Below are 23,086 nucleotides of genomic sequence, written 5' to 3' on the forward strand. Positions count from 1 at the left end.
TTATTGTTTATTATTTATTAAATCCTCTCGACTGCGCTCGAGGTGACAATTTTTTATTTATTAAACTGGTTCAAAAAATCTTTCACTATTTTAAAATCATCAAAATCAAAGCGTTCTCCTTTTATTTCTTGATAGGTTTCATGGCCTTTGCCTGCAATCAAAATAATATCATTTGGTTGTGCCAATTGACAGGCTGTTTTTATGGCCTGAAGTCTATCGGTAATCGTTAGGGCTTTTTTATAATTTTGAGGTTCTACGCCTTTTTCAATATCTTTTAAAATGGCCTCAGGCTCTTCACTTCTCGGGTTATCACTTGTAAAAATCACTTTGGTACTTAAAGCCGTTGCGATGTGTCCCATTTTAGGACGTTTGGTTTTATCTCTATCGCCACCACAACCCACAACGGTAATTAATTCTTCATTTTTAGTACGGATACTATTGATGGTTTCCAATACATTTTTAAGTGCATCGGGCGTGTGTGCATAATCAACTATAGCAGTAATTTTATTAGTTGAAATCACATACTGAAAACGGCCGCTTACACTTTCCAATTCGCTTATTAAACGTAGAATTTCTACTTTTTCAAGTCCTAACAATTCCGCTGTAGCGTAAATTGCCAAAATATTATAGGCATTGAAATTCCCGATAAGGCGCGTCCAAACTTCAGCATCATTAATTTTCAATAACAAACCTCCAAATTGGTTTTCTAATATTTGGGATTTATAATCGGCATAGCCTTTTAACGCATAGGTGAATTTTCGAGCTTTGGTGTTTTGCAACATCACCAATCCATTTTTATCATCCACATTTACCAATGTAAACGCTTTTTCTGGAAGCGCATCGAAAAACGATTTTTTTACATCGCGATATTCCGCAAATGTGTTGTGATAATCTAAATGGTCGTGCGTAAGATTGGTGAAAATACCGCCTTCAAAACGCAAACCTTCAGTTCTATATTGATGAATACCATGCGAGCTTACTTCCATAAAACAAAACTCCACCCCTTCAGTATTCATATAATCCAAATACTTATTAATGGTTAAAGAATCGGGTGTGGTATGGGTTGCTTTATATTCTGTATTATCTACCATAATTTTCACGGTGGACAACAACCCAACTTTATATCCTGCTTTTTTAAATAGCTGATACAACAAACTGGCAACTGTGGTTTTTCCGTTAGTACCGGTTACCCCTACCAATTTTAAATTTTCAGATGGATTTCCGTAGAAATTAGCCGCCATAAAAGCCAAGGCTTTACTGGAATTATCCACTTCTATATAAGTAACACCTTCACTTAACTTTTCAGGCATTTCTTCACAAATAACCGCAACTGCACCTTGTTTTACAGCAACATCTATAAATTTATGTCCATCGGAAACCGTTCCTTTTATAGCCACAAACGCATAACCACTCTTGATGTTTCTAGAGTCGAAATCTATAGCAGCAACACCAACGCTGGTAGAACCTGCTACCGCATTAATTGTTACTTTGTATAATATGTCTTTTAATGCTATCATGAAGCGGATAAAACGACTACTTGGTTGTTTTTTAATTTTATATTTTGATTGATGGATTGCTTTTTAACAACACCACTACCTTCTAATTTCACTTTTATTTTTACTTGCATGTTTTCCAACAACGCCAACGCATCCATTGCCGGCAACCCAACCACGTTTGGCATCACGGTTTTGTAGGTTTGAGCTGTTTTATAAAAACTCTCGTATTCATTTTCAACCGAAGCAACTTTAACTTGTAATGACTTCACCTCATCTGTAATAGGTGTATCGGTAAATATTTTTTGAGCTATTTTTTTAAAAACAGGCCCCGACACATCGGCTCCATAATATCCAACACTTTTATCGGGCTCATGAATAACTACAATGCATGAATATTTCGGGTTTTCAGCAGGGAAATAACCCGCAAACGATGAGATATAACTCAACTTATCTTTATTGGCATAATCTTTTTGGCAAGTACCTGTTTTTCCTGCCATTGAGAAATTTTCAGAATACAACCTATGACCTGTTCCATGTTTTTTCTCAACCACATTTTTAAGCAGTTGTTTTACTTTTGAAACCGTTTCTTTAGAACAAATTTGTTTGTTTATCACTTCCTTTTTAAAAGGCACTACCACGTGATCAAATTCTTTTACTTCACGTAAAAATTGGGGTTTTACCATTTCCCCATCATTGGCTATAGCATTATAAAAAGTTAAGGTTTGAAGTGGTGTAAAAGACACACCGTAACCATAAGCCATCCATTGCAATGCAATACCACTCCAGCGTCCGTTTTTAATTCGAGGATCTGGAATTACCGGTTTTGGCTCTCCAATTATTGGAAGATCTAAATCGTTATTAAGATTCATAGCATACAACCTATCTACAAATTTGCTAGGTGTTTTTCCGTAAGCTTTATCAATTGCTTTTACAATAGCTGTATTTGAAGATACCTCGAATGCCTTAGAAATGGTGATTTTACCGTAACCACCATGATGAGAATCCCTCACCGACTTTCCGTAGAATTTTATAACTCCATTTTCGGTATCAACCACATCGCTTGTATCAATAACTTTATCCTCAATACCGGCCGTTAAAGCCATCAACTTAAAAGTTGAACCAGACTCGTGAGATTCACCAACCGCATAATTCAAACGCTCGTAATAATACCCGTCGCTATTTCTTCCTAAGTTTGAAATGGCACGAATTTCACCTGTTTTTGTTTCCATTACCACCACACAGCCATGGTCTGCTTTGTATTTTTCCAATTGCTCTAAAAGCGCATGATGTGCTATATCTTGAATATTTACATCAATAGTTGTGTAAACATCATAGCCGTTTTTAGGATCAATTTCGTTGGCATCGTTCAATGGCTTCCATTGCCCTTTTCCAATTTGCTGTTTTTTTCGTTGACCATCGGTTCCACGTAAATACTTCACCCCAAAAGCACCATCAATACCCGCTCTAGTAACATTTCCTTTTTCATCAAAACGCTCGTAACCAATAGAACGTTGCGCAATACCACCCATAGGATGCTCACGCTTCGTGGTTTGCTCTACAATCAATCCGCCTTTAAAAGCACCTAATTGCAGTAAGGGAAAATTGCGCAAACGGATATAATCTGAATACCCCACATTTCTGGCAATGAGGTAATATCTGTTTTTATTGGCACGTGCTTTTCTAAGCTCATTTTGATAGTAGCTAGACGATTTTCCCGAATATTTTGAAAGCGAATCACTTAATGGTTTCACATACTTTTCGAAGGTTTTTGCGCTAGGAGTTATCGCATCAAACCTAATATCGTATTTAGGTATGGAAGTAGCCAACAAATTTCCTTTTACAGAATACACATTACCTCTATTGGCAGGAATTACCACATTTTTCACAACGCGCTCACTTGCCAAGGCTTTGTATTTATCACCTTGAAAAAACTGAATACTAACCAATTTAAACACCACGGCAAGTCCGAAGACGAACATACATCCTGCTACAAAATACAATCGGTTTAATATGTTTTTCTCGTTTACCACTAACTTTCTGAGTTATTTTTGAGATTTTACTTTTATTTTTTTTGGAGGAATCACCGACGGCTCAATACCCTTTTCAAGCATAACCTCTTTAATATTCGATTCCATTTTCAACTTCATAAGCCTTGAACGTCCATCTATAAAGGCCGAACGCATTTCGCTTACTTCATTTTTTAATCGTGCTATTTCATATACTTTTTTGTCTGCACTGTGCGAACTTGCAATCATGATTATAGCTAAAGCCGAAATAAATATGATAAACCTCCAATTTTTAAAAGAGTCGTCACTTACCAAAAAAGTGCCTTTTAATATTTTATAGATGTTTGTTTTCATAGTTAAATTTCGGCTTCAACCCCGAATTAGTCACTTCCAATTATATTTTTTCAGCTATCCGAAGCTTCGCACTTCTAGCTCTACTGTTTATTTTTATTTCTTCTTTTGAAGGCACTATCAGTCCATTCACTTTTCTAAAAGGCACTTCAAAATTTCCATACATATCGCGCTCTGGCTCTCCTTCAAACATACCGTTTCTTATAAAACGCTTCACCAATCTATCCTCTAAAGAGTGATAGGATATCAAACTCAAGCGCCCACCTTCATTTAAAATCTCAGGTGTTTGCTCTAAAAATTCTTTTAAAGCCTCAATTTCCTGATTCACCTCAATACGAATGGCTTGATAAATTTGAGCCAACACTTTGTTTTCATGTCTTGGCGGCAAAAACTTTTTCAACACTGCTTTCAATTCTTCACTGGTAACAATGGGTTGCACTTCGCGCTGTTCCACAATCAATCGCGCCATAGCTGGAGCTGCTCTCAATTCGCCATATTGCAAAAACACTTGCTTTAACTGCTCTTCATCGTATTTGTTCACAACCTGAAAAGCAGATAGTGCGTTTTGCTGGTTCATACGCATATCCAAATCCGCCTCAAAACGTGTTGAAAAACCACGCTCAGCAACGTCAAACTGATGCGACGACACCCCGAAATCTGCCAAAATCCCATCTACTTTTTTAGCACCATAAAACCTTAAAAAGCGTTTTATATAGCGAAAGTTTTCATTTATCAACGTGAATCGAGAATCGTCAATCGTATTTTCAAGAGCGTCTTGATCTTGATCGAAAGCAAACAATTTCCCTTTATCACCAAGTCGTTTTAATATTTCCTTACTATGCCCTCCGCCTCCAAAAGTGACATCTACATAAATACCGTCCGGATTAATATTTAACCCGTCAACGGTTTCTTTCAACAATACGGGGTTATGATATTCCATGGTCATCATCATCTTGTCCCATCACCTCTTCTGCTAAATCCGCAAAATCTATAGCAGCATCATCAATGGCTTGTTCATATAAATCTTTATCCCAAATTTCAATAATATTAATAGCAGAAGCCACCACAATGTCTTTTGAAATATTTGCAAAAACCGTTAAGTCTTTGGGAATTAATAAGCGCCCATTCACATCCACCTCAACCATTTTTACACCTGCGGTGAAACGACGAATGAAATCGTTGTTCTTTTTATTGAACCTGTTCAACTTATTCATTTTTTGCATCAACATCTGCCACTCGCTCATTGGGTAGAGTTCCAAACACTTTTGAAACACCGAACGACGCAACACAAAACCACCATCTAAAACTGAAGACAGTTGCTTTTTAAGCGGAGCAGGCATCATTAATCTGCCTTTAGCGTCCACTTTGCAATCGTATGTTCCTGTTAATAAGTCCAATGTGGTTTGTGAGCTTTTTTGGGTTTAAGTTTCAAATATATTGAAAATTTTACCACTTTTTACCACTTCCTACCACTTTGTTAATAATTTTTCGATTAAATGCTCCTAGTGGATGTTTTTAAGACCTCTTAACACCCACTACCACTTAGTATCAACAGATTAAACGAGACCATTTCATATCTGAACAATTGTTAACATCTCTATTTTGAAATATTATTTTTGAAAACCAATAAAATGATTGAAATATGAATGAAATAACTATATTTGTTTTTAAAGCAATGCCAACCGATTAATGACGCACCGTTTAAAAAAAGAGAAAAACTACAGCTACATAGAAGCTGGTGAAGGAACGCCAATTATAGTATTACACGGACTAATGGGCGGTTTAAGCAATTTTGATTCGGTAATTAAAAACTTTAGCCAAAAAGGGTTTAAAGTTATCATTCCTGAGTTGCCCATTTACACCATGTCTTTACTAAAAACCAACGTAAAAAGTTTCGCTAAATACTTACACGACTTTATAGAATTTAAAGGTTATGATGAAATTATTTTACTTGGAAATTCTTTAGGTGGACACATTGGCCTTTACCATACAAAGTTATACCCCGAAAAAGTAAAAGCACTTATAATAACCGGTAGCTCAGGACTTTACGAAAGCGCTATGGGCGGAGGTTATACCAAACGTAGCGACTACGAGGTGATTAAAAAGAAAGCACAAGATGTTTTTTACGACCCAGCTGTAGCCACCAAGGAAATTGTAGATGAAGTTTACGAAACGGTAAACGACCGCAACAAACTTATAAAAACACTGGCTATTGCCAAAAGTGCCATTCGCCATAACATGGCTAAAGATTTACCAAAAATGAACATCCCAACTTGTATTATTTGGGGTAAAAACGATAATGTAACACCCCCAGAAGTCGCTCTAGAATTTGACAGTCTTTTACCAGACTCTGAGCTGTTTTGGATTGATAAATGTGGGCATGCCGCTATGATGGAACACCCCGACGAGTTTAATCAAATTCTTGATGCTTGGTTGCAAAAACGAGGCATAAAATAAAATTTCTGAAATTTTAAAAGCCTAATTTCCTGTATAGGAAATTTAAAGTTCAATAAATAAGATTCCCTCTTTCATGGGAATGTAAAAAGACTAATAATGCATATAAAATCGGCCGAATTTATAATGAGTAATTCTGATGTGGCAAAATGTCCAAAAGGATTGCTACCCGAATATGCATTTATTGGCAGAAGCAACGTAGGTAAATCGTCACTTATAAACATGCTTACCAGCCGTAAAAGTTTAGCAAAAACATCGGGAAGACCTGGAAAAACACAACTTATCAATCATTTTTTAATTAATAAAAATTGGCATTTGGTAGATTTACCGGGTTATGGTTATGCACGTGTTTCTAAAAACGCAAAAAAAACGTTTCAAAAATTCATTACCCAATATTTTGGTTTGCGCGAGCAACTTGTAACCGCTTTTGTTTTGGTTGATATTAGACATGACCCCCAACCCATCGATTTGGAATTTATGCAATGGCTGGGCGAACATGGCATACCGTTTTCCATTATTTTTACTAAAGCCGACAAACTAAAACCCAATGCTATTCTAAGACATGTTGAAGACTACAAAAAGGTGCTTTTAGAAACTTGGGAAGACATGCCCAAATACTTTATCACCTCTTCTAGCAATGAAGCTGGAAAAGATGACGTTTTAAATTATATTGATGAGTTGAATGAGAATATGGATTTAAAATCCAATGGAATTTGAATCTTATAGTGTGTTTTACAGAATTCACATGAAAAAAGCCTTGGCCACATATAGAAATAACATCTTAAGTAGGTTCATGCTTAAACATCAAAAATATGCTCCAATTGTTTTTTTATAGGCGGCTTTATTTTTGATACATTGACTCTAGGACGAATTGATAGACTATACGATTTAACGGTTTTGTGCTTACACATGACCTCATTGACCATAACATTATACCTCTACAATTTAGCTGATGATGGTAAATGGAAAGAAACCATTCTTGGACGATATGAAAAATATTTTCCATTAGCAATTCAGTTTTTTTTTGGTGGACTTTCAAGTGCATTTGTAATTTATTTTTCAAGAAGTGTATCTCTATCAAAAACATTTTCATTTTTTTTATTCTTGTTACGCTACTTTTTGCTAATGAGTTTCTAAAAAAGCGTATATCGAACAAATACCTGCAATTTAGTGTCTACTTTTTTATAAGTTTTACTTTTTTTACATTCATTATACCTGTATTCATCAGAATAATGAACACAAATATTTTTATTCTTTCAGGTTTAGTTAGTTTAGTTTCTACATTAACACTGATAGTAATAATTTATAATGCAAGTCCAAGTACACGAGCAGAAATGCACATTGGCAGAATTATTGGAATCGTACTGGCTATTTACACAATCATTAATGTATTTTATTATTTTAAACTCATCCCTCCTGTACCACTTGCATTAGAAACAGGAATTGCTGCACATGACATAAAAGTAGAAAACAACAACTACATTGTTACTTTTGAAAACAATGCTGAGCATATATTCTGGAGAGAACACAAATTAAAATTCACTTACAATCCTGACCAAAATGTTTATGTTTTTGCATCCATATTTGCACCAACAGAAATTAAAAAACTGATATTTCATCGTTGGAAGTGGTATAATGATACTAGCGACGAATGGGAAATTATTGAAGATATAGGTTACGATATCAGTGGCGGTAGAAATGGTGGTTATCGTGGTTATACCTTTAAGAATAATGTAAAAGAAGGACTGTGGAAAGTTGATGTTATTACTGAAGAAGAATTGGTTATTGGCGTCATTGATTTCGAAATTGTAATGAAAAACAACTCGCAGGCTATAAAACTTGTAGAGAAAAAATTCTGAGAAATATACTATTTGCTAAAAGAAACTTTGCTTTGTAACTTTTAATAATAATGAAAGAACAAAAAAAAATGTAAGAGAAGCTACCAACCAACTACCCCTTAACATCCAAAGCATCACGCAACGCATTGCCAATAAGCATGAACGCCATTACCAAACTCATAATACAAAGTCCGGGGATAATAGCCAAATAAGGCTTCCCAAGAATGATATAGTTATAGTGGTCTTTTATCATAGCACCCCAGCTAGCCATAGGTGGTTGTGCACCAATACCCAAGAAACTAAGCCCGCTTTCAATTAAAATAGCAGCAGCAAAATTAGCTGCCGAAATTACAATAACCGGCGCCATAATATTGGGCAAAATATGTTTGGTAATAATTCTATAATCATTAAACCCCAAAGCTCTGGCTGCTGTAACGTATTGCATTTCTTTGGCGCTGATTATTTGACCACGCACTACCCGAGCCACTTCAACCCACATAGTTAAACCTACCGCAATAAATACTTGCCAAAAACCTTTTCCTAAGGCTAAAGTAATAGCTATAACCAATAACAATGTTGGTATAGACCAGGTTACGTTAATAACCCACATAATAAGAGCATCTACTTTACCTCCAAAATAGCCGGCGATGCTTCCCATAAAAACACCAACTACCAACGATATAAATACCGCTACAAAACCTATAAAAAAAGAGATTCTTGCTCCTACCAAAACACGACTTAACAAATCGCGCCCATATTTATCGGTGCCAAATAGAAAGGTTTTTTCTTTAATATATGCATCGACTGAATTGTTTGGAAACTCAGTTACCTTCATGGTTTTTTCAACACCTTCCAACCCATCCGACGCGTATTCTTTATAAGTTAACACGCCGTTCGGCACTTTATACTCCGAAATAGGAATTTCGTTATCGGCAGTTTTATCCCCAAAAAACAACTTATCAAAACCTCTTTGATTGGTTTTTAGTTGTGAAGGAATGGTAAGCATGGTAACTTTAAACCCTGGTTTTTTTGAATGAATTGCCAAATGCATTTGATTGGCATATTGCGAACTATCGGGCGCAAACACGTAGGCAAACACCGAAACCAATCCAATAAAAATTATAAAGTAGAAACTAAAAACGCCCCAAAAGTTTTTTTTGAACTTTTGGAGCGCTAATTGTTTTAATGAGTTTGATTTATGACTCATATACTACTTAACCTTTTGTAGTTGCTACTACTTTTTTAATAGGAGACGCTGTTTTTAAATCTTCTAAAACATGGACAGCTTCTTCTATATAGATATCATGGCTTAAACTTTCGTGCCATCTCTCACGTTTTTCCTTTAAATCGGTTGTATCCTTAGTAAAAAGTTCTTTTTCGTATTTTGTAGAATAGAATGTTAAATTGGTTTTATAATTTGTTAAAGCATCAAATCGTTTCGCTTCCTCTTCATTCAACTTCAGCTCCGCTTTATATTTTTTATAATTTAAAGACACAACGGTTTCATCAATTTTACTTTTCACCCATTTGGCATTTTCTTCAACAAGTTTTAACTGCTGGTTATGGTTTATACGTTCTTTACTTTTTTTAATGGTTGCTTCATAATCAAAATAGTTTTCCCATGGTGTATAGTCGGCTGCATCAATTTCATCCCAAGGTAATGGGTTTTCTTTATCTTTTTCGCCAACTTCAATAAAACTAAAACGCCCAGGCACATTTACATCACTTTTAACACCTTCTAACTGTACCGAACCACCATTAATTCTATAATATTTTTGGGTAGTTAAAGCCAGTGCTCCTAAATCGCCACTAGTATTATTTCGAAGCATAGTGTTAAGGTTGATCACATTTTGAACGGTTCCCTTTCCATAAGTTTGCTTGCCACCAATAATAATGGCACGTTTATAGTCTTGCATAGCAGCAGCCATAATTTCGGAAGCTGATGCCGATATTTCATTCACTAGAATCACCAACGGTCCATCCCAAGAAATGGATTTATCTTTATCACGCAATACCTCTTTAGCTTCACCTGTAGAACGCACTTGAACAATTGGACCTTCTTTAATAAACAAACCTGCCATATCTACCACCGTTGGTAAAGAACCACCACCATTGTTACGCAAATCTAAAATCAGCCCTTGAATACCTTCTGCTTTCAATCGTTCAATTTCTGCTTTAACATCTTTGGCTGCGTTTATGTTTTTATAGTCTTTAAAATCTACGTAAAAAGAGGGTAAATCAATCACACCAAAAATCATATTATCTTTTTTAACCACCGAAGATTTGGCGTAGGTTTCTTCCAACTCTACCACATCTCTGGTAATGGTTATGTCTCTAATAGTACCATCTACTTTTTTAATGGTTAAGGTTACTTTAGTTCCTTTTGGCCCTTTAATATATTTGATGGCATCATTAATTCGCATGCCAACAATATTTACAGGAAACGCTTCATCTTCTTGCTTTACTTTTAAAATAATATCTTCAACTTCCAATTCTTTGCTTCTCCAAGCAGGACCTCCAGAAATTAATTCAACAATTTTAATATAGTCCATTCTTTTTTGCAATCTGGCACCAATACCTTCTAATTTACCAGACATACGTTGATCAAAATCTTCCTTGTTTTTAGGCGCCAAATAGTAAGTATGTGGGTCAAATTCTTCAACAATGGTATTTACGTAAATGGCAAACCAATCTTCACGTTCTAAATCATCAATATTATCATTGAAATACACATCGATGGATTTTAAAGTAGATTCGCGCGCTTCTTTTTCAATTTCAGCTTCAGATTTCATCACATAGGAAGGGTCATTTTTCTTTGCCAGTTCCTCTTGTGCCAACAAATCGTCATAGTTTGAAAGTGTAGAAAACTTAAGTTGTTGTCTCCAACGTTCTTTTAATTCCTTTCTGTTTTTTGTAAAACTACTGTTTTCGTAATCGGTATTAAAGGTCTCGTCTACTGAATAATCAAAAGGCTCTGATAATACTTCTTTGTAAATTACTTTGGCTTCTTCAATACGTTTCAACATACGCTCGTGTACCACATTAAAAAATGTGATATCTGTTGCTTTAAGCTGATTGTCTATTGTTAATTTATATTTTTCAAATTCTTTAAAATCAGACTCATAGAAATAGCGTTTTACGGGGTCAATTATTTCTAAATAATCTTTAAATAATTCAGCTGAAAATGCATCATCTATTAGAATGGGGTCGAAATGCCCTTGTTCTAAAACAAAAGTAATGACCTGAATTAGTAATTTATCTTTGTCAGGATTGCTGAACTTTTTAGTTGTAAAGCTACACGAGGCGAAGGCTAACAACAACGACAACAACAACACTTTATAATTCCTTCTCATAATTTTTTTCATTCGGTTAATATTCAATGGCTCATAGAACGCCCTTCATTTTTTTACTAAAATAAAGAAAAAACTATGCCATTAAAGGGAATGTGCTACTAATTTTTTGTTAAACTGAAGAAATAACCTATTTCATAAGGAATTTATGTATTTTAGCGATACTTTTTTTAAGTATAAAATGACAAAAAAACCACTTATATTAGTTACTAACGACGATGGCATAAATGCACCTGGCATAAGAACCTTAATTTCCATTATGAAAACCATTGGTGATGTGGTGGTTGTGGCTCCAGACAGTCCTCAAAGTGGTATGGGACACGCCATTACATTAGATTCGACTTTATATGTTGAACAAGTTTTTATTGATGATGGTCCACAAACCGAATACAGCTGTTCGGGCACTCCTGCCGATTGTGTAAAACTTGCCATTAGAGAAAAATTGACCAGAAAGCCCGATATTTGTGTGTCGGGAATAAATCATGGGTCCAATTCTTCTATAAACGTGATCTACTCTGGCACCATGAGTGCCGCTATTGAAGCAGGTATTGAAGGGATTCCAGCGGTGGGATTTTCGTTATTGGATTATGCTTGGAGCGCCAATTTTGAAGCTACCCACGACTTTGTAAAAACCATTGTAGAAAATGTTTTAAACCAAGGTTTACCCAATGGCGTTGTTTTAAATGTGAACATCCCTAATCTTTCTAAAGAAAAAATAAAAGGCATAAAAATTTGCCGACAAGCGAAAGCCAATTGGGTGGAAGAATTTGATAAACGCAAAACACCACAAGGTCGCGACTATTATTGGCTTACCGGAAAATTTGTTAATTTAGATGGTGGTGAAGACACCGATGAATGGGCTTTGGAAAACGGCTATATATCGGTTGTACCCATTCAATTTGATTTAACTGCACACCATTACATTCAAACTTTAAACACTTGGAATTTAAATGATTAAAAAAGATATTTTAATAGGGGCACTTGTTGGTTTAATAGCTAATTGTGTTGGCTTATTTTTGGTTGCCACTTTATTAGGACAAGGAGACGATTTTATAACCGTAATAAAAGCAGCCGCTAACGAAGGTTTTTTAGGCAAACTTATTAGCTTAGGTGCTATTTTAAATTTAATAGCCTTTTTTATTTTTATAAGAAAACGAAAGGATTATAGAGCCCGAGGCGTTTTACTAATAACCCTTTTTATTGCTGTTTTTACTTTAATTTTTAAATTGTTTTAGACAAGTTGACATAAGGCCTAAGATCTATAACCCAAGACCAGTTAAATGAAATACTACATTATAGCAGGAGAAGCATCAGGCGATTTACATGGTTCCAACCTCATGAAAGCATTACTGAATGAAGATGTACATGCTGATTTTAGATTTTGGGGAGGAGACCTTATGCAAGCGGTTGGCGGCACCCTGGTAAAACACTATAAAGAACGTGCATTTATGGGGTTTGCCGAAGTTGTTCTGAACTTATCTGCTATTTTTAAAGATATTTCATTGTGCAAAAACGATATTCAAACCTATAACCCCGATGTTATTATTTTTATAGATAATTCAGGATTTAATTTGCGCATAGCGAAGTGGGCAAAACAAGCGGGTTTTAGAACCAATTATTATATATCCCCACAAGTTTGGGCTTCCAGAGCAGGCAGGGTAAAAGACATAAAACGCGATATTGATGCGATGTATGTCATATTGCCTTTTGTAGAACCCTTTTACAAAAAACACGATTATAAGGTTACATTTGTTGGACACCCTTTAATTGATGCTATTGCCAATAGAACTCAGGTTGGTGAATATAAATTTAGAGAAGCATACAACCTAAACGACAAACCTATTATCGCATTATTACCGGGAAGCCGAAAACAAGAAATTAAAAACATGCTTTCCGTTATGCTTAGTTTGGTTGATGATTTTCCTGATTACCAATTTGTTATTGCAGGAGCACCAAGTCAGGAATATAGTTTTTACGAGCCCTTTATAAAATCGGATAACGTAAAATTCATTTCAAATAAAACTTATGACTTGTTAAGTGTTTCTTATGCAGCTTTGGTAACATCTGGAACTGCCACTTTAGAAGCTGCTTTATTCAAAATACCACAAGTGGTTTGCTATAAAGGGAGTGCTATTTCATATCAAATTGCCAAACGCATTATTACTTTAAAATTCATTTCTTTGGTAAATTTAATTATGGATAAAGAAGTAGTTACTGAACTTATTCAAAATGATTTCAATAAAAAACGTCTTAAAAAAGAACTTGATAAAATTTTAGACGAAAAAGAACGTTCTAAAATATTTATTAATTATTACGAACTTGAAAAAGCCTTGGGTGGTAAAGGTGCCAGTGAAAAAACCGCCAAGTTAATTTACAAATCTATTAAAGCCTAATTTATTTATGAAGAACTTAATTATCTTAATGCTAATTGCGGTTAGTTTAAGCAGTTGTAAATCTTCAAAAAGTATTGTTGTAAAAAAATCATCTACAAAAAAAGTTATCTCTCAACCTAACACAGAAGTAACTTCAAACAGAACCACAAGTACGTTCGATGTCAAAAAAAAGGAAGACGATGACGATGATAACACAAACAACGAAGTATCAAAAGCCTTTGGCATTGTAGATTATGCAAAACAGTTTAGTGGCGTAAAATACAAATTTGGCGGTGCTACAAGAGATGGTATGGATTGTTCTGGGTTGGTTTTTGAATCGTTTAGAGCTTTTGATGTTATTTTACCAAGAATTTCCAGAGATATGGCTAAACAAGGTGAAAAAATCAATTTAAAAAATACCCAAGAAGGCGATTTACTTTTTTTTAAGACGATGAATAGAAGAAACGACATAAGCCATGTAGGACTTGTAGTTACCTCTGAAAATGGCGATATTGAGTTTATTCATTCCACAACAAGTGCTGGCGTTATTATTTCTAAACTTTCAGAAAATTACTGGAATAACGCTTTTGTAGAAGCACGTAGAATATTATAGGAAATTTTATATATTAGAGTAGTCATGAAGCTACTCAATTTCACCATAATAAAACTAACTTTTTGCTTTATTTTGGGCATTGTTATTGGCTATGGTTTCAACATACCACTATACATAAATCTACTTTTTGCAGGCATTGGTTTTCTTTTAACTACTACTTTTTTTCTTATTGCTAGAAACAAATTTGTTAAAACCATTTGGTTTGGCATTTTTAGTTTTATCACTATGGTTTTAATAGGTATTTTAGTTACCAATCTTCATAATGACAAAAACAATCCGAAACATTATTCCTATTTAATTTCTAAAGAACCTGATTCCTTAAAAACCATCACGTTTAGGGTTCGCGAAGTTTTAAAACCAGGAAACTATTACGATAAATATATAATTGATTTATTGAATATTGATAACGAGGAGGTTATAGGCAAATCGCTTTTAAACATCCAAAAAGATTCATTAACCAAACCGCTGAAAGTTGATGCTGTTTTTATCAGCAAAACAGCCTTTAAAGATTTAATCAATCCGTTAAACCCAAACCAATTCAACTACAAATCTTACTTAGAAAAAAAATATATTTACCATCAAATATTTACTACTGAGTCTTCTCTTTTCAAAGTAAAATCATCTACCCATACCCTTTTTGGAATTGCAAATAATATTAGAAACCATATAAACGAAAAACTAAAACCCTATCATTTCAAACCCGATGAATTAGCTATTATCAATGCCCTTTTATTGGGGCAACGGCAAGACATTAGTGAAGAAGTTTACACCAGTTACACAAATGCAGGAGCTATTCATATTTTAGCTATTTCAGGGTTGCACATCGGGCTTATTTTATTGATTTTACAATTTATTTTCAAACCCGTAACACAAATTAAACATGGCAAATTAATGAATGCCATTTTATTAGTGAGTATTTTATGGAGTTTTGCCATTATAGCAGGACTTTCTGCCTCTGTAACACGGGCAGTTACCATGTTTAGCGTGGTAGCTATTGCGAAAAATTTAAATAGACCCACCAATATTTATAATACGCTTGCCATATCAATGCTTATAATTTTACTATTCAAGCCTATGTTTTTGTTTGATGTTGGGTTTCAATTAAGTTATTTGGCTGTTTTTGCCATTGTAGCCATCGACCCATTATTATATAAACTATGGAAAACTAAATATTGGCTTCCTGATACCCTTTGGCATACACTAACCGTTACGGTTTCTGCTCAATTTGGAATTATTCCGTTAAGTTTATATTATTTTCATCAATTTCCGAGTTTGTTCTTTCTTTCAAACTTGGTAATCATACCACTTTTAGGCATTATTTTAGGCTTTGGAATATTACTTATTTTTTTAGCAATTTTAAATATACTACCTCAATTTATAGCCACTAGTTATGGCTATGTCATTAATTTAATGAATTCGTTTGTAGGATGGATTTCAAAGCAAGAAGATTTTCTATTTAAGGATATTCCGTTTAGTTTACTCCACGTTTTCGTTTCATACATTTTCATCATTGCTCTTGTTCTTCTTTACGCAAAACGAAATTTTTCAGCTTTAAAATGGTTTTTAATAAGTATTCTATTGGTGCAATCTGCCATCATTTACACGAATTCCAACACACCTAAAAATCAATTTATTGTATTTCATAAAAGCAGATATACTTTGTTGGGAAACACAATGAACAAGGGTATAACATTGGCTTCTGATTTGGACACCATCACAAAACTGAAAACTAAAATAGTTAAAGATTATACGGTTGGAAATCACATTAAAACCATTAGAGAAGATAAGCTACAGCCAGTTTACATGCTGAATACCAAAAAATTATTAGTGATTGACAGTTTAGGAATTTACAATATAAAATCATTTCAACCCGATTATGTATTGCTTCGTCAATCGCCTAAAATAAACTTAAACCGATTGATTGATTCCTTAAAGCCAAAATACATAATTGCAGATGGCAGCAACTATAAATCGTATGTAGAAGGTTGGGAAAGCGTTTGCAAAAAAAGAAAGCTCTCATTTCACCAAACTAGCAAAAAAGGAGCTTTTATTATAAAATACTGAAATAATCTACTTCTATTAAATATTAAAATTTCAAAAAAATAAATTCCAAATTCCAAAAAAAACACTGATTACCCCTTAAATTGAGGCTTAAAAGCAGTGTAATAGGTGTTAAATTTTTCTTGGGTATCTAAGGTTTTATGCTCATCAGCTTTAAACATTTTTAAATACAACTCTAATTGAGGTGGTGTTTGATATCCTCGAATAGGCGCAATAACATCGGCTTTTTCATCCATAAAAACAATGGTTGGGTATGCTTGAATTTGAAAATAGCTTGCTAATTGGTGTGCTGAATTACGTCTGCTTGCCAATTCAGGTTTATAACCTGGGTTCGTAAAAGTTTTCCCTTTATAGTTTACCGTTTCATTACCTTCCGCATTAAACTTAACTGCATAATAATTTTCGTTAACATACTTGGCTACATCTGGGTTTTGAAAAGTGTTTCTGTCTAACATTTTACAAGGACCACACCAGCTTGTATAAACATCTATCATTATCTTCTTTGGGTTTTTCTTTTGAAGTTCTACGGCCTTTTCAAGTGTAATCCAATTAATCTCTTGTGCCATACCGGTAACCGATGTTAAAACAGCAAAAACTAAAATATATAATAATCTCTTCATAATTCACTTTGTTGTGATACTAGCGTCGAACTTACAAAAAATGCGCCAAAAGTGGCGCATTTCATAATATTTTTAACTATTTTTTTCGATTAACGAACACCGTGCATTAATTTTTTAATGATAGGCTGGAATAAAATAGCCACTACTCCAGCGATAACAGATATAATTGTTAATATCCAGAAAAAATAACTGATACCATTTTCATTGGCAATTTTATCAACATTTTCACCAAACACTCCAGCACCTTTCATTCCTATCGCAATCGCTAAATACCAAACGCCAAACATAAAGGCAATCATTCTTGCTGGCACCAACTTACTAACATAAGACAATCCTACTGGTGAAATACACAGTTCTCCCATAGTATGGAATAAATACACCAAAACCAACCATATCATACTTACGGAAGCTGTTTTGGCACCAGGCTCTATACCCATTGCTCCAAAAGCAACACATGCCATTCCTAAGGCTAGCAAAAACATACCAATACCATATTTACCGTTTGCTGAAGGGTTATATTTACTTTCCCACCATTTTGAGAACAAAGGAGCTAATGTTATAATAAACAGTGAATTTAAAACACTAAACCAAGAAGCTGGAATTTCAAGCTCTTTATCATTTAATTGATCTAACAACATCCAAATAGCAATACCCCAAACGATTATAAAACTTAGACTTAAAACCACATTTGCCCATTTATACTTGGCAAATGTTTGTTTAAAAAGCAAGAACAAAACCCAAGTAATAATGCCAAGAGGAATAATGGTCATACATGCATTAACAATTCTAAATATCGTGGCAGAAGAACCATCTAAAGTTCTATCGGTATAATCTCTAGCAAAAATGGTTAGAGTTCCTGGAGATTGCTCAAAAATAGCCCAAAAGAAAACCGATAGGATTGCAAAAAAAGTAACAGCTATTAATTTCTCTCTGGTAATTTTTGAATATTGCGTAAATCTATAAATTAACAGTATTAGAAATAGCACAAGAGCCGTTATAATGGCTATATTATTTCCATTTTCACCTAAAAACGAAAATATATTAACCTCACCATTAGAGATTGTTGTTGCAGGTGCATTTAAAACCCATAACAGCCCCAAAACGACCATTAGAACAATCAATCCTAATTGCCAAGAAGTAAATGGGACTCTCTTATCATTATCTTTAGATTCTATTGAGTTTTTATCATCTTTTTTAGGCTTCAAACCTATATCTCCAAAAATATTTTGAGCTAACCAAAACTGAACCAACCCAAAGAACATAAAAATTCCCGCTAGTCCAAATCCTATACTCCAACCTACGCGCTCACCTAAATAACCACATAGCAGAATTCCTAAAAACGCTCCAGCATTCACCCCCATATAAAAAATAGTATAAGCACCATCCTTTTTCTCTGGTCTGTCTTTATACATTTCTGAGACAATAGACGTCATATTGGGCTTAAAAAACCCATTACCTATAACCAATAACCCTAATCCCAAATATATTGACCATTGGGTTTCAACAGCCATAGAGGCGTGCCCCAAAGTCATTAGCAATGCTCCAACCACGACAGCCCAACGAAATCCAATTATTTTATCTGCAAAATAACCACCCATCATGGTTGACAGATATACCAACCCCACATAAGATCCAAATAATGCCATGGCATGTTCACGTGGCCATCCCCAACCTTCATCTAACAATGAAGCTGTTAAGAACAGTACTAATAATGCTCGCATTCCATAATAAGAAAAACGCTCCCACATTTCGGTAAAAAATAATATAAATAGACCTGATGGATGCCCTAAAACGGTACTTTTAAAAAACTGGTCGGTAGAATTCTCACTCATAATCAATAATTATAATTCGTTTATTTGCTTTATTATATTTAACTATTCAATTCTTTATCTACGCCATGCATCAATTTTTTGATAATTGGCGAAAGCACTAATAACAGCACCCCAAAACCTAAACCTGTATAAAATAAATATTCAAAAAGTTTAAGATAGCTCTGTTTTGCTAGATTCAAATCGGGTGCGGTTCCGTTGGTTGTATCAACCGAAGCTATGTTTGCCAAAATAGATGCAATAAATTCAGAACTTGCCGTTGCTAAAAACCAAACGCCCATCATAAATCCAACAATTTTAACCGGTGATAGTTTAGTGACTGCCGACAAACCTACTGGAGACAAGCATAATTCGCCACAAGTATGTAAAAAATAAGTTATTACTAACCAATATATTGCAACTTTCCCTAATTCAGAAGCATTTATTCCCATTACCAACGATCCAAAACCTAAACCTACCAAAATTAATGCCAACGAAAATTTCACAGCTGTATTTGGATTGTACTTACCAAGTTTTACCCATAACCAAGCAAAAATAGGAGCAAGAATAATAATAAATAAAGCGTTAAGACTTAAAAATGTTCCTGCTGCTATTTCACCTCTATCTAAAATACGGTCTGCAAATAAATTTAAAGATGTATATGCTTGTTCAAATAATGCCCAAAAAATAACCGTAAAAACAATCAATATTGTTAAGGCTATTAAACGTTCTCTTGCAACCTTTTCCAATTGGGTAAAGGCATAGTATACTATATATATAAATGAAGCTGCTCCTGCAATAATAAGTAGGTTTTGAACCACACTATGGCTTTGTACCATTTGCCAAACTACTAAGGTAGCCAGCACACTTAAAGCATAAATAAGCCACTCATTTTTAATACCTAATGTTTTTTTGTTTAATAGTTCTGGCACATCAGACTCTCCTTTGCCTAACAAATACTTTTTACCAGAAATAAAGGTTAACAAACCAAAAAACATACCAACACCTGCAGCACCAAACCCATAACTCCAACCATAGGTTTCTCCTAACCAAACGCATATAATAGTTGCTAAAAACGAGCCTAGATTTATTCCCATATAAAATATAGTAAATCCAGAATCCCTACGTTTGTCTCCTTCATGATATAATTCTCCAACCAAAGAAGAAATATTGGCTTTCAAAAAACCAACTCCTAAAATGATAAAAGCCAAGGACAAGTAAAATACCTGAAGTGCAAAATTATCTCTCACTATTTCACCTGTAACCGATTGTGTTGCCGCATTGCCTTCGTAAGCCATACCTGCATGCCCTAATACCAACATAATGCCTCCAAAAACAATGGCCTTTCTAAAACCCAAATACCTATCTGCTAGGAAACCACCAACTACAGGAATTGCATAAACCAAAGCTGCATAACTTCCTATTAATAAGTTACCGTCTACATCGGTGAATAAGTGGTATTTTGTTAAGTAAAAAATCAAAAGGGCTTTCATTCCATAAAATGAAAATCGTTCCCACATTTCAGTAAAAAATAAGATAAAAAGTCCTTTAGGATGTCCAAATAATTGATCTTTATTTGGTTTACTTATGGTAGAATCTGACATATAGATAATATTATCGCAACTTTAACCCTTGAATAACAAAGTGATTGTTCTTTAGAATAATCTTGCTAATTTCAACCAATCGTTGCTGTTTTATTAAAAGTTTTCAAGTTTACTAAAAATTCTTCAAAAAATAGCAAACATTAACAATTAAATCTGCCTGCATTCAAATAAATAAAGGATATAGTATCTTTGTGTTTTTAAATCTAAATTAATGTGTGCATCCATTTCTGGTTTCTCTAAACTCTCAAAATCTAAAAAAATTGATTGGATAGTTGAAACATATTTTTCTAATACTGAAGACGCTAAACGCATTTTAAAACAATATTGGAATACCAACGATAAATTACAACAGCTTCACGACGAGTTTATTGAAAACACCATCACCAATTATTATTTACCTTTAGGTGTTGCTCCTAATTTCTTAATAAATGGAAAGATTTACACTATTCCAATGGCTATTGAAGAAAGTTCGGTAGTGGCGGCAGCTAGTAAGGCTGCTAAATTTTGGATGGACAGGGGTGGTTTTAAAACCAAAGTTATTTCTACTACAAAAATTGGGCAGGTACATTTTATGTACTATGGAAATATTGAAAACCTAAAAAATTATTTCAATCATATTAAATCGCGACTCATTGATGATGCAAAACCTATCACCAAAAACATGGAAAAACGTGGTGGTGGCATTGTAGATATTGAATTACGTAACAAAACACAAGACATAAAAGGCTATTACCAATTGCATGCGTCGTTTGAAACCTTAGATGCTATGGGTGCCAACTTTATAAATTCCTGTTTAGAACAATTTGCCAAAACATTTAAGAATGAAGCTTTAAATTTTGAAGGATTTTCTGAACAAGAAAAGAACATTCAAGTTGTTATGAGCATACTCTCTAACTATGTTCCCGATTGTTTGGTGCACGCAGAAGTAAGTTGCAAAGTTGAAGATTTGAATGAAGACAAAAACATTTCAGCTGAAGAATTTGCTACTAAATTTGTTCAGGCTGTAAATATTGCCGAGGTAGAACCATACCGCGCTGTTACCCATAACAAAGGCATTATGAACGGTATTGATGCCGTGGTTTTAGCTACTGGTAACGACTTTAGAGCGGTTGAAGCTGGCGTACATGCCTATGCTTCAAGAAACGGAAAATACAGCAGTTTATCGCATACCAAAATTGAAGATGGCATTTTTACTTTTTGGATGGAAATACCATTGGCACTTGGAACCATTGGAGGCTTAACGGGACTGCACCCATTAGTGAAATTATCTTTAGAGTTACTGCATCATCCAACCGCAAAAGAATTGATGCAAATTGTTGCCGTTGCTGGTTTAGCACAGAATTTTGCGGCTTTGCGTTCGTTAACCACAACAGGGATTCAAGAAGGGCATATGAAAATGCATTTGATGAATATTCTTAACCAATTTGGAGCTACTGAAACTGAAAAAGCAACTTTAACCGACCATTTTAAAACAAATTTGGTAACGCATACAGCAGTTGTGGAGGCTATTAAGGATTTACGATTTAAGAAAAACGATTAGCGTGCAGAAACTTTATAGCAACGGGAAGCTTCTAATTACTGGGGAATATGTAGTGCTTGATGGCGCTTTATCTCTTGCTATTCCTACTAAATTCGGACAATCTTTAACTGTTGAACCTGTCGATATACCTAAAATTAGTTGGAAAAGTTTTAATAGTGATGGTTCTATTTGGTTTGAAGATACATTTCCTCTTCATGAGATGGCTTCGTCGTTAACGCCTCGCAATGAGGTTTCACAACGAATCATTCAAATTTTAAATACTGCCAAAATACTGAATCCTGATTTTTTAAACACAAAAAGTGGCTTTAAAATATCTACAGATTTAACATTTCCAAAAAATTGGGGACTGGGCACTTCTTCTACTTTAATTAACAATATTTCACAATGGGCCAATGTAAATGCCTTTGAATTGTTGGAAAAGACTTTCGGCGGTAGTGGTTATGATATTGCTTGTGCGCAAAATAACCTTCCTATAACCTATCAACTAAAATTATCGGACTGTACACAAAGGGATAGAAGTATTATAAAGGTGGATTTCAATCCTAATTTTAAAGACCATTTATACTTTATATATCTCAATAAAAAACAAAACAGTCGTGATGGTATTGCCTCTTATAATGACAATAAACATAATATAGAATCGGTAGTTTCAGAAATCAACCACATCACTACCCAAATAATCGACTGTAAAACTTTAGAAGCTTTTGAAATTTTAATAACACAGCATGAAAGCATCATTTCAAAAACCATAAAACAAAAAACGGTTAAAGACATTTTGTTTTCTGACTTTAACGGGAGCATTAAAAGTTTAGGTGCTTGGGGAGGCGATTTTGTTTTAGCAACTTCACAGCAAAACCCAACTTCTTATTTTAAAAATAAAGGGTTTGATGTTATAGTGCCTTACAAGGATATGGTCCTTGATTTCTAAATATGCCCAAATTTTTTATAAAACAAAAAGGAGCAAATAAAATTT

20 protein-coding genes are annotated in these 23,086 nt (G+C 34.3%); 10 read left to right on the top strand and 10 right to left on the bottom strand.

Annotated features, from left to right (window positions below; translation table 11 throughout):
• Nucleotides 1-53: 53 nt before the first annotated feature.
• From J8H85_RS16640 to mraZ, 5 genes are all read right to left on the bottom strand, one after another.
• A complete protein-coding gene (locus tag J8H85_RS16640) occupies nt 54-1,517 on the bottom strand; it encodes a UDP-N-acetylmuramoyl-L-alanyl-D-glutamate--2,6-diaminopimelate ligase (RefSeq protein ID WP_209656493.1) in 1,464 nt (487 codons plus the stop codon).
• Nucleotides 1,514-3,475: a penicillin-binding protein gene (locus tag J8H85_RS16645; RefSeq protein ID WP_209656546.1), complete on the bottom strand. Its 1,962-nt coding sequence runs from the start codon at nt 3,473-3,475 to the stop codon at nt 1,514-1,516. The genes J8H85_RS16640 and J8H85_RS16645 overlap by 4 nt, the downstream gene beginning before the upstream one ends.
• 63 nt (nt 3,476-3,538) lie before the next feature.
• A complete protein-coding gene (locus tag J8H85_RS16650) occupies nt 3,539-3,856 on the bottom strand; it encodes an FtsL-like putative cell division protein (protein ID WP_209656494.1) in 318 nt (105 codons plus the stop codon).
• 40 nt (nt 3,857-3,896) lie between these two features.
• Entirely contained in the window at nt 3,897-4,805 is a 909-nt protein-coding gene (gene rsmH, locus J8H85_RS16655) for a 16S rRNA (cytosine(1402)-N(4))-methyltransferase RsmH (protein ID WP_209656499.1), read from the bottom strand.
• Nucleotides 4,780-5,250, bottom strand: coding sequence for a division/cell wall cluster transcriptional repressor MraZ (mraZ, locus tag J8H85_RS16660; protein ID WP_209656500.1), 471 nt, complete (start codon nt 5,248-5,250; stop codon nt 4,780-4,782). Before mraZ ends, rsmH begins: the two co-directional genes overlap by 26 nt.
• A gap of 292 nt (nt 5,251-5,542) precedes the next feature.
• Between mraZ and J8H85_RS16665 the strand changes: the two genes are divergently transcribed.
• From J8H85_RS16665 to J8H85_RS19115, 3 genes are all read left to right on the top strand, one after another.
• The gene (locus tag J8H85_RS16665) at nt 5,543-6,310 is read left to right on the top strand and encodes an alpha/beta fold hydrolase (RefSeq protein ID WP_209656502.1); all 768 of its coding nucleotides are present in this window, start codon (nt 5,543-5,545) and stop codon (nt 6,308-6,310) included.
• Between the two features lie 96 nt (nt 6,311-6,406).
• Entirely contained in the window at nt 6,407-7,024 is a 618-nt protein-coding gene (gene yihA / locus J8H85_RS16670; protein ID WP_209656504.1) for a ribosome biogenesis GTP-binding protein YihA/YsxC, read from the top strand.
• 515 nt (nt 7,025-7,539) lie between these two features.
• Nucleotides 7,540-8,166: a DUF2914 domain-containing protein gene (locus J8H85_RS19115; RefSeq protein ID WP_317195023.1), complete on the top strand. Its 627-nt coding sequence runs from the start codon at nt 7,540-7,542 to the stop codon at nt 8,164-8,166.
• Between the two features lie 91 nt (nt 8,167-8,257).
• Here J8H85_RS19115 and J8H85_RS16680 read toward each other — a convergent pair whose 3' ends face one another.
• Both J8H85_RS16680 and J8H85_RS16685 read right to left on the bottom strand, forming a co-directional pair.
• Entirely contained in the window at nt 8,258-9,352 is a 1,095-nt protein-coding gene (locus tag J8H85_RS16680; RefSeq protein WP_209656506.1) for an ABC transporter permease, read from the bottom strand.
• 7 nt (nt 9,353-9,359) lie between these two features.
• Entirely contained in the window at nt 9,360-11,498 is a 2,139-nt protein-coding gene (locus J8H85_RS16685; RefSeq protein ID WP_209656548.1) for a carboxy terminal-processing peptidase, read from the bottom strand.
• Between the two features lie 178 nt (nt 11,499-11,676).
• Here J8H85_RS16685 and surE point away from each other — a divergent pair, with 178 nt between their 5' ends.
• The 5 genes from surE to J8H85_RS16710 are packed head-to-tail and all read left to right on the top strand — an operon-like array spanning nt 11,677 to nt 16,544.
• Complete coding sequence (surE, locus tag J8H85_RS16690; RefSeq protein WP_209656507.1) at nt 11,677-12,453, top strand: 5'/3'-nucleotidase SurE; 777 nt, start codon at nt 11,677-11,679, stop codon at nt 12,451-12,453.
• Nucleotides 12,446-12,730, top strand: a complete 285-nt coding sequence (locus J8H85_RS16695; RefSeq protein WP_209656509.1) for a hypothetical protein — start codon at nt 12,446-12,448, stop codon at nt 12,728-12,730. Before surE ends, J8H85_RS16695 begins: the two co-directional genes overlap by 8 nt.
• A 45-nt stretch (nt 12,731-12,775) precedes the next feature.
• Nucleotides 12,776-13,888: a lipid-A-disaccharide synthase gene (gene lpxB / locus J8H85_RS16700; RefSeq protein ID WP_209656511.1), complete on the top strand. Its 1,113-nt coding sequence runs from the start codon at nt 12,776-12,778 to the stop codon at nt 13,886-13,888.
• Between the two features lie 7 nt (nt 13,889-13,895).
• Nucleotides 13,896-14,480, top strand: coding sequence for a C40 family peptidase (locus J8H85_RS16705; RefSeq protein ID WP_209656513.1), 585 nt, complete (start codon nt 13,896-13,898; stop codon nt 14,478-14,480).
• 24 nt (nt 14,481-14,504) lie between these two features.
• A complete protein-coding gene (locus tag J8H85_RS16710; RefSeq protein WP_209656515.1) occupies nt 14,505-16,544 on the top strand; it encodes a ComEC/Rec2 family competence protein in 2,040 nt (679 codons plus the stop codon).
• A 68-nt stretch (nt 16,545-16,612) separates the two neighbouring features.
• Here the strand turns inward: J8H85_RS16710 and J8H85_RS16715 are convergent, their stop codons facing one another.
• The 3 genes from J8H85_RS16715 to J8H85_RS16725 all read right to left on the bottom strand — a co-directional run bounded on the left by J8H85_RS16715 (nt 16,613) and on the right by J8H85_RS16725 (nt 20,573).
• Nucleotides 16,613-17,161 (bottom strand): thioredoxin family protein, encoded by a 549-nt coding sequence (locus tag J8H85_RS16715; RefSeq protein ID WP_209656517.1) that lies wholly within the window; start codon nt 17,159-17,161, stop codon nt 16,613-16,615.
• Between the two features lie 89 nt (nt 17,162-17,250).
• A complete protein-coding gene (locus J8H85_RS16720) occupies nt 17,251-18,993 on the bottom strand; it encodes a peptide MFS transporter (RefSeq protein ID WP_209656519.1) in 1,743 nt (580 codons plus the stop codon).
• 38 nt (nt 18,994-19,031) lie between these two features.
• On the bottom strand, nt 19,032-20,573 hold the full coding sequence (locus J8H85_RS16725) for a peptide MFS transporter (protein WP_209656521.1): 1,542 nt from the start codon (nt 20,571-20,573) through the stop codon (nt 19,032-19,034).
• Nucleotides 20,574-20,784: 211 nt separating this feature from the next.
• Between J8H85_RS16725 and J8H85_RS16730 the strand changes: the two genes are divergently transcribed.
• Nucleotides 20,785-22,113: a hydroxymethylglutaryl-CoA reductase, degradative gene (locus J8H85_RS16730; RefSeq protein ID WP_209656523.1), complete on the top strand. Its 1,329-nt coding sequence runs from the start codon at nt 20,785-20,787 to the stop codon at nt 22,111-22,113.
• Nucleotide 22,114: 1 nt separating this feature from the next.
• Nucleotides 22,115-23,041 (top strand): GYDIA family GHMP kinase, encoded by a 927-nt coding sequence (locus J8H85_RS16735; RefSeq protein ID WP_209656525.1) that lies wholly within the window; start codon nt 22,115-22,117, stop codon nt 23,039-23,041.
• Nucleotides 23,042-23,086: the final 45 nt, after the last annotated feature.

It is taken from the genome of Mariniflexile gromovii, from assembly GCF_017814435.1.
Taxonomy (GTDB): domain Bacteria; phylum Bacteroidota; class Bacteroidia; order Flavobacteriales; family Flavobacteriaceae; genus Mariniflexile; species Mariniflexile gromovii.

Coding starts and splice junctions, on each gene's coding strand:
- J8H85_RS16640 (WP_209656493.1), bottom strand. CDS start 1,517: ATGATAGCATTAAAAGACATATTATACAAAGTAACAATTAATGCGGTA.
- J8H85_RS16645 (WP_209656546.1), bottom strand. CDS start 3,475: ATGTTCGTCTTCGGACTTGCCGTGGTGTTTAAATTGGTTAGTATTCAG.
- J8H85_RS16650 (WP_209656494.1), bottom strand. CDS start 3,856: ATGAAAACAAACATCTATAAAATATTAAAAGGCACTTTTTTGGTAAGT.
- rsmH (WP_209656499.1), bottom strand. CDS start 4,805: ATGATGATGACCATGGAATATCATAACCCCGTATTGTTGAAAGAAACC.
- J8H85_RS16665 (WP_209656502.1), top strand. CDS start 5,543: ATGACGCACCGTTTAAAAAAAGAGAAAAACTACAGCTACATAGAAGCT.
- yihA (WP_209656504.1), top strand. CDS start 6,407: ATGCATATAAAATCGGCCGAATTTATAATGAGTAATTCTGATGTGGCA.
- J8H85_RS19115 (WP_317195023.1), top strand. CDS start 7,540: ATGAACACAAATATTTTTATTCTTTCAGGTTTAGTTAGTTTAGTTTCT.
- J8H85_RS16680 (WP_209656506.1), bottom strand. CDS start 9,352: ATGAGTCATAAATCAAACTCATTAAAACAATTAGCGCTCCAAAAGTTC.
- J8H85_RS16685 (WP_209656548.1), bottom strand. CDS start 11,498: ATGAGAAGGAATTATAAAGTGTTGTTGTTGTCGTTGTTGTTAGCCTTC.
- surE (WP_209656507.1), top strand. CDS start 11,677: ATGACAAAAAAACCACTTATATTAGTTACTAACGACGATGGCATAAAT.
- J8H85_RS16695 (WP_209656509.1), top strand. CDS start 12,446: ATGATTAAAAAAGATATTTTAATAGGGGCACTTGTTGGTTTAATAGCT.
- lpxB (WP_209656511.1), top strand. CDS start 12,776: ATGAAATACTACATTATAGCAGGAGAAGCATCAGGCGATTTACATGGT.
- J8H85_RS16705 (WP_209656513.1), top strand. CDS start 13,896: ATGAAGAACTTAATTATCTTAATGCTAATTGCGGTTAGTTTAAGCAGT.
- J8H85_RS16710 (WP_209656515.1), top strand. CDS start 14,505: ATGAAGCTACTCAATTTCACCATAATAAAACTAACTTTTTGCTTTATT.
- J8H85_RS16715 (WP_209656517.1), bottom strand. CDS start 17,161: ATGAAGAGATTATTATATATTTTAGTTTTTGCTGTTTTAACATCGGTT.
- J8H85_RS16720 (WP_209656519.1), bottom strand. CDS start 18,993: ATGAGTGAGAATTCTACCGACCAGTTTTTTAAAAGTACCGTTTTAGGG.
- J8H85_RS16725 (WP_209656521.1), bottom strand. CDS start 20,573: ATGTCAGATTCTACCATAAGTAAACCAAATAAAGATCAATTATTTGGA.
- J8H85_RS16730 (WP_209656523.1), top strand. CDS start 20,785: ATGTGTGCATCCATTTCTGGTTTCTCTAAACTCTCAAAATCTAAAAAA.